Origin of the sequence: Rhodovulum sp. (assembly GCF_011048875.1) — a bacterium.
In the GTDB taxonomy this organism is placed as follows: domain Bacteria; phylum Pseudomonadota; class Alphaproteobacteria; order Rhodobacterales; family Rhodobacteraceae; genus Rhodovulum; species Rhodovulum tesquicola.
In genome coordinates, this window is sequence record NZ_DSDD01000042.1 from 1 (window position 1) to 6,371 (window position 6,371).

A 6,371-nucleotide genomic window follows, 5' to 3' on the forward strand; every position below is an offset into this window, starting at 1 on the left:
GCCGAGCGGGCGCAGCTCTACCACACGCTGGCCCTGACCGCGATCAAGCAGGGCGATGTGGGCATCGGCAAGGGGTTGTTGCAGGAGGCGATCGACGCCCATCCCCAGTATTTCGAACCGGCGGTGCGCGCGCTTGAGGCACTGGAGGCCCGCGGCTAGCCCGGCGCGACGCCGCGCCGAGGCCGCCGGTCGGCCTTGCCACTGCCCGAATTCGACCCGACACTGCCTGCGTCGGATTTCGTTCCGGGAGACCGCATGACCTCACTCGATTCTTCCGCAGATGGCACGCGCGCAAACGGGCGGCTTCTAACCCTCGCCGTCGGGCTGGCCTTTGCAGCGATATTCGTCGGGCTTGCCGCGCGGGCCATCACGCTTGGCACGCCGCTGGGCGCGGGCGCCTTCCTGCCCTTCGTGCTGCCGATCGCGTTCTGGGTGGCCCGCAGCGACATGAAGACGATGAAGATTCCGAATCAGGCCGTTCTGGCACTGGTCTTCGTCTTCGCGCTGGTCGGGCCGGTCGCGTTGCCGCTGGAGATCTGGGCCTGGTGCTGGGTGCATCTGGGCATCGTTCTGGTGCTGGGCTTTGTTATGAGCACATTCGGGATGATCGGCGCGGGCGACGCGAAATTCGCCGCCGCCATGGCGCCCTTCGTGGCGCTGACCGATCTGGGCGGATTCCTGTTCCTGTTCGCCGCGGTGACCGTGTTCGCCTTCCTCGGCCACCGTCTGGTCCGCCGGAGTCCGGCGGTGCGGCGCGCGCTTGCCGGCTGGGAGTCCTGGGAAAGACGTGATTTCCCCATGGGAATCGCGCTTGCGGGCGCGCTGGTCTGCTATCTCGCGCTCGTGGCGCTGGGCGCGATGCCGAGCAGCAGGTAATCATCGGTACGGCGCAGTTCCGTCAGAACGACCCCCGCCTTGTCCAGTTCACGCAGGATATGCGCGCGTACATCCGGACGCGCGGCGCATTGCGGGACGAGCACAAGTTCCGCCGCCTCAGCACCCGGCAACCCGCCGTAATACCACGGCGCACCGCCCGGCAGCGGCGCGACACCGCCATAAAGCCAGTAGGCGGTCAGGATATCCGCCACCAGAGCCTGGCGCCCCCCGAAGCCCGCCGCGTCGATGTCTTCGGATATGGTGCGGAACCAGCCGACAAGCCCGCTGATCAGGCGGCAAGGCTCCAGCGGCACGCCTGCCACGACGGTCGGTTCGGGCATCATCGAGCCTTGCCACCAGGCATGGCCAACGGACATGGGACGGCTGACCCGGGTCAGGACATGGTCCACGCGGTCGGGCTGCATCCGGATGCCATGGTCGCCGGGCAGCACCTCGACCGGACCCGCGCTGCGGGCCATCAGGTTGCGCGCCGGGCTTTCGGCCATTGCCACGAGGATCGGCGCGACCAGGATCAGCGCGCCCCACCCGGTCACCGCCAGCCCCCGGCCGCCGCCCTCCGCCGGCCCGGGACATAGCGCCAGCGCAACGATTCCGAGGAAGAACAGCCAGACAGGATCGTTTCCGAAATTCTGGAAGGTGACATAGGTCAGCCCCGGCGCGGCAACCAGCAACAACAGCCCCTCACGCGCCCGCCCCGACCGGCGGGCGAGGGTCACGGCGGCAAGATAGAGCAGGCTGCCGGCAAGGGCCGCCGGGGCGGTCAAGACGTCGAGGACAGTGCCGCTGGGGAAGGGCCTGATCTCGGCCCGGGCCACGTCCAGCAGATCGCCGAGATAGGCCCCCCAGAACGCAGGCCCCGCCGCCGCCGTCACCGCCAGCATCACGCCAAACCCGGCCGACAGCGCCGCTGCCGCGCCCAGCCGGTCCCGCGTCAGCAGCAGCGCGAGCGCCACGACCGGCACCGCGGCAAGGGCATAGGTCATCTTGATCAGCGCCAGTGCCGCAAGCCCCAGCCCCATCGCCAGCCCATCCGCAACCCGCGCGCCCGCCCCTTGCCGACGGCCGGGCAGCACCGCCAGCAGCAGAAGCACGAACAGGATCGCCCAGGCCCATCGGTTGTAGCTCATCGACAGCGAGATACCGGGATCGGGCGTCGCGGGCACCAGCGCCACCGCCAGCAGCATGATCCCCGCCCCGAAGAGATAGGCCAAGGGCCGCGGCAGCCGGTCATGCGCCGCCCACCAAGCCGCAGGCAGAAGCGCCGCACCCACCAGCGCCTGGCCCAGCACGAAGGCCTCGGCGACAGGATGGCCCAGTCGCACGAACAGCGCGACCGGCGCATAGGCCAGCACGCCCAGCGGCGTCATGAAGTCGAGATGCGGCCATTCGCCCGCAGCCTGGCGCAGCACGATCTGCACCATATGCAGCATGTCGCCCTCGTGCATGACAGGGTAGAGCCCGCCCGCGGCCAGCCCCGCCCAGGTCGCCGCAGCCAGCACCGCGGCCATCGCGCCAGCAAGCCCCACCGGATCGTATCGCCTCATCCCCTGCCCTCGTCCTGTTGCGGCCCCGATGTCGACGGACAGGCGCGTTTCCCGCGATTGTCCCAAAACGCCCGGGCCGTCGCCCAAGAATTGCCCCAAAATGCAGTCAGTTTTGGGCAAGCACCGCAGCAGTTTCAGGGCAATCACATGAATATGCAGATTTCCTCCGTCATGGCGCCCCCCGCCCCCCGGTCGCTGGCCGAGATGCGCCTGCCGATGGTGATGATGCGCGACATCCTGCTGAAGACGATCTTTCGCAAGAATGTCGAAACCGTGACCGAGATCGCCCGCGCGATCTGCCTGCCGGCCCCGGTCACGCAGGAACTGGTCGATCTTATCCGCAGCCAGAAACTGCTCGAGGCGACCGGCACGCTCCATGCCGGGGCCGGCAGCGAGATGGGTTTTCAGCTGACCGATGCCGGCAAGGCCCGCGCGCTCGACGCGCTCAACCAGTCGGAATATTTCGGCGCGATGCCCGTCCCGCTCGAGGTCTATTCCGAGCAGGTCAGGCGCCAGTCGATCCGCAACATCCAGATCACCCGCGACCAGTTGACCGGCGCAATGGGCCACCTGATCCTGCCCGACGAGCTTCTGGATCATCTCGGCCCCGCTGTCAGCGCGGGGCGCTCGATCCTGATGTATGGCCCGCCGGGCAACGGGAAATCCTCGATCTCGAACGGCATCCGCGACGCGCTGGGCGACAAGATCTACATCCCTCGGGCGATCGAGTATTCCGGCCAGGTCATCACCGTCTACGATCCGATCGTGCATTCGGCGGCCGAGGAACTGGTGGACGACCCGAATTCGTTGCGCCGCACCTCGGGACGCTTCGACACGCGATATGTGCTGTGCGAACGGCCCACCGTGATCACCGGCGGCGAATTGTCGCTGTCGATGCTGGATCTGGTCTACAACCCCACCGCGCGCACCTACCAGGCGCCGCTGCAACTGAAATCCACCGGCGGAATCTTCATCGTCGACGACCTCGGCCGCCAGGAGGAACCGCCCCAGGCGCTGGTCAACCGCTGGATCGTGCCGCTGGAAGAGGCCAGGGACATCCTTGCCCTGCAATCGGGCGAGAAGTTCGAGGTGCCCTTCGACACGCTGGTGATCTTTTCCACCAACTTCCACCCGAACGAGATCTTCGACCGCGCCGCGCTGCGCCGGATTTTCTTCAAGATCAAGATCGACGGCCCCTGCCAGGAGGATTTCCTCAGGATCTTCGCCCTTGTCGCGCGCAAGAAGAAGATGCCGATCGACGAGGCGACGCTTATCTACCTGCTCAAAGAGAAATATCCCACGATCAACCACGAATACGCCAATTATCAGCCGGTCTTCCTGATCGACCAGATGATCGCGATCTGCGAGTTCGAGGGCATTCCCTACCAGATGAGCCCCGACCTGATCGACCGCGCATGGGCCAACATGTTCGTGCGCGAAGAGGACATCCTGCACTGATCCCGTGGCCTTCCCCGCGTTCCCGACAGCCCGCCCTCCCGCGCCGGACTGTCGGCGCACAGGCGCGATCTGACCCTCGCGGCACAATTCCCCGGTCCTGGCGACCGCTGCGATCTGAATCCTCGGGGCACAAACTGCCCGTCAGTGGCCGCATCGGGGATCGCGGATCCGGACTGGCGGCGACCGGGCATGCAGCGCATTGCAACGTCAGGCCCGGCACGTTCGGTAAACTTTGCCGTTTTGCCCGGGCCTTCGGTCCGGACGGGACAACAGGTTCTTAACGCTTGGACCCCAAGGTCCGGCAGAATGACCTGGAGTTCCGGAGTCTGCCATATGCCTTCTTTCGATCCGCCGCCCGTTGTCCCCAGACGCAGCGCCTCGGTGAGGCCACCTGCGCCGATGCGCCTGAGGCGGTCCACAGCCAGAGGACGGCACGACCACATCCACCGCTCTCGACATCGCGGAAGATGATCTCTGAACCGATGGCGCGGCGGAACCAAAAAGCCGCTCCTTGAACCAACCGGAATACATGTTGCGAGGCAGCCATGCGCCGATTCCTTTCCTTCCTTTTCGGAAGCATCGCCATCAAGATCGGGGTCTTGATCGCCGCCATGGGTGCGATGACGGCGGCTGCAGTCTTGATCGGCCTTGCCGTCTTCAACAGCCTGACGGGTTCGCTCAACACGCTCCTGGGCGAGCAATTGCCCGCGCTGCGTCACAGCGTGACGGTCGTCGAACACAGCGCGGGCATCCGCAATGCTTTGTCCGAAATCCTTCTGGCCGAAACGCCCGAACAGGTCAGGAACGGCCATGACAACCTCGAGGCCGAGATGGCCGCGCTCGAAGACGGGATGCGCCACTTTCCTGACGCAGCGATTGCCGAGATGCGGCCGCTTCTGGCGGAGCTCGACGCCGCGGCCCAGCGGATGGAGACCGCAATCGCCGAGCGGTTCGCGCGCCATGACGAGGTTGAAACCACCATCGCGGCCTATCGTGAACTGTCGGACGAGGCCCGCACGCAACTCATGAAGATGGCCGGTGATGCGGTCTACGACATGGAACTCGCGGGCGCACAGACGGTCGAGGTGGTGACAAGCACGCTTGGTTCGCTGATCGAATACGATTTCGTCGCAACCTCGCTGGTGCTCAAGGCCCGCAACGAGATCAACCTGCTCAGCGGCACGGCCATCGCGCTTGCAGAAACCGGCGATGACGCTCTGGCCGCGGGCCTGCGCGGTATCGCCCGGTCGAGCCTTGGCGAACTCGATGCGATTCTCTCGGGGCTCGAGGCGAACGGAGCAGGTCCCGAGCTTCTCCCGATGCTCGCCGAGATGCGCGGCCTTCTTGCCGAAACAACCTCGCCGGGTTCCCGCGCCCGACCGGATCAGATTCGCCGGCTGCTGGCGCTGCGCGATCCGACAGAGGCCGCGCTGGCCGAGGCCGTTGATGCGTTGACTCGCAATCTGCTGGAGGGCGCCGAAGATACAGCGACCTTCAATGCCGAGGCGGTCGAGCGGCTGATCGGCAACGAGTTGCAGTTCATCCGCGATGCCGCGCGGCTGGAAATCGCGGTCGAAAACGTTGTCGCGATGGCCTTCCTGGGGGCCACGGCGAGCGACCCGGACGCCGCCAAGGCCGCCCAGCGAGACCTGGACGCGGTCGCCCAGGCGCTCGCGGCGCTGCTTGAAGAGGTCTTCGTGAACGACGAGTTGCGGACGATCATCAAGGAAATCGTTGCATTCTCCGGTGGGGAAACGGGCATCGTCGCGACTCGGGCGGCCATGATCGAGGCACAGAACCAGGCCGAAACCACGTCCCGGGCGGCCTATTCTCTGCTGCGCCGGATCGGCGATGCAGCCGTCAACCACAGCGACGCGACGCTTGCCGCGGCCGCGGCTGCGGGCGATACCGTGCTTGCACAGGCAGATCGCGCGGAAGCGCAACTCCATACGGTCGCAATGGCCAGCGTGGCACTGCTGCTGGCGGCTCCGCTCTTCACCTGGCTTCTGATCCTGCGGCCGATGTCGCGACTCGTCCGGGTCACGGAGCGCCTGTCGCGGGGCGATCTCGCACCGATCACCGGCTTTCACGTCTCAGGCGGCGAGATCGGCCGCATGGCAACGGCGCTGGGTACCTTCCGCGAGGGCCTCATCGAACGCGCCCGCATGCAGGAGCAGGAGCGCGCCATCGAGGAGGAACGTCGGGAGCGTGCCGAGCAGCAGCAAACCGTCGTCAGCATGCTGGCCGATGGTCTGCAACGGCTGTCCTCCGGCGATCTGACGCATCGTCTGGACGAGGCTTTCGCGCCGGAATACGAGCAATTACGCCATGATTTCAACGCGACGATCATGACGCTGAACGAGATGCTGGCCTCGATCGAGGAGAACGCCACCGAGATCCATGCCCGGGCCGAGGAGATCGGCGGGGCGTCGGAGGATCTGTCGCACCGGACCGAGAACCAGGCGGCGACGC

The 6,371-nt window shown here is 66.4% G+C and carries 4 protein-coding genes; 3 read left to right on the forward strand and 1 reads right to left on the reverse strand.

Annotated features, from left to right (window positions below):
- Window positions 1-255: 255 nt before the first annotated feature.
- Window positions 256-876 carry a prepilin peptidase gene (locus ENN83_RS01525; RefSeq protein ID WP_287183276.1) on the forward strand — a complete coding sequence of 207 codons (621 nt, stop codon included), beginning with the start codon at window positions 256-258 and terminating at the stop codon, window positions 874-876.
- Here ENN83_RS01525 and ENN83_RS01530 read toward each other — a convergent pair.
- Window positions 831-2,441, reverse strand: a complete 1,611-nt coding sequence (locus ENN83_RS01530) for a hypothetical protein (RefSeq protein ID WP_287183277.1) — start codon at window positions 2,439-2,441, stop codon at window positions 831-833. The genes ENN83_RS01525 and ENN83_RS01530 overlap by 46 nt on opposite strands.
- A gap of 147 nt (window positions 2,442-2,588) precedes the next feature.
- Between ENN83_RS01530 and ENN83_RS01535 the strand changes: the two genes are divergently transcribed.
- Window positions 2,589-3,899, forward strand: coding sequence for an ATPase (locus ENN83_RS01535; protein ID WP_287183279.1), 1,311 nt, complete (start codon window positions 2,589-2,591; stop codon window positions 3,897-3,899).
- A gap of 620 nt (window positions 3,900-4,519) precedes the next feature.
- Window positions 4,520-6,371, forward strand: a 1,852-nt coding sequence (locus ENN83_RS01540; protein WP_287183280.1) for a methyl-accepting chemotaxis protein, incomplete at its 3' end; no start/stop codon positions are given.

Bases quoted from the DNA above. Each gene is read 5' to 3' on its own strand.
- ENN83_RS01525 (WP_287183276.1), top strand. From the start codon at position 256: ATGACCTCACTCGATTCTTCCGCAGATGGCACGCGCGCAAACGGGCGG.
- ENN83_RS01530 (WP_287183277.1), bottom strand. From the start codon at position 2,441: ATGAGGCGATACGATCCGGTGGGGCTTGCTGGCGCGATGGCCGCGGTG.
- ENN83_RS01535 (WP_287183279.1), top strand. From the start codon at position 2,589: ATGAATATGCAGATTTCCTCCGTCATGGCGCCCCCCGCCCCCCGGTCG.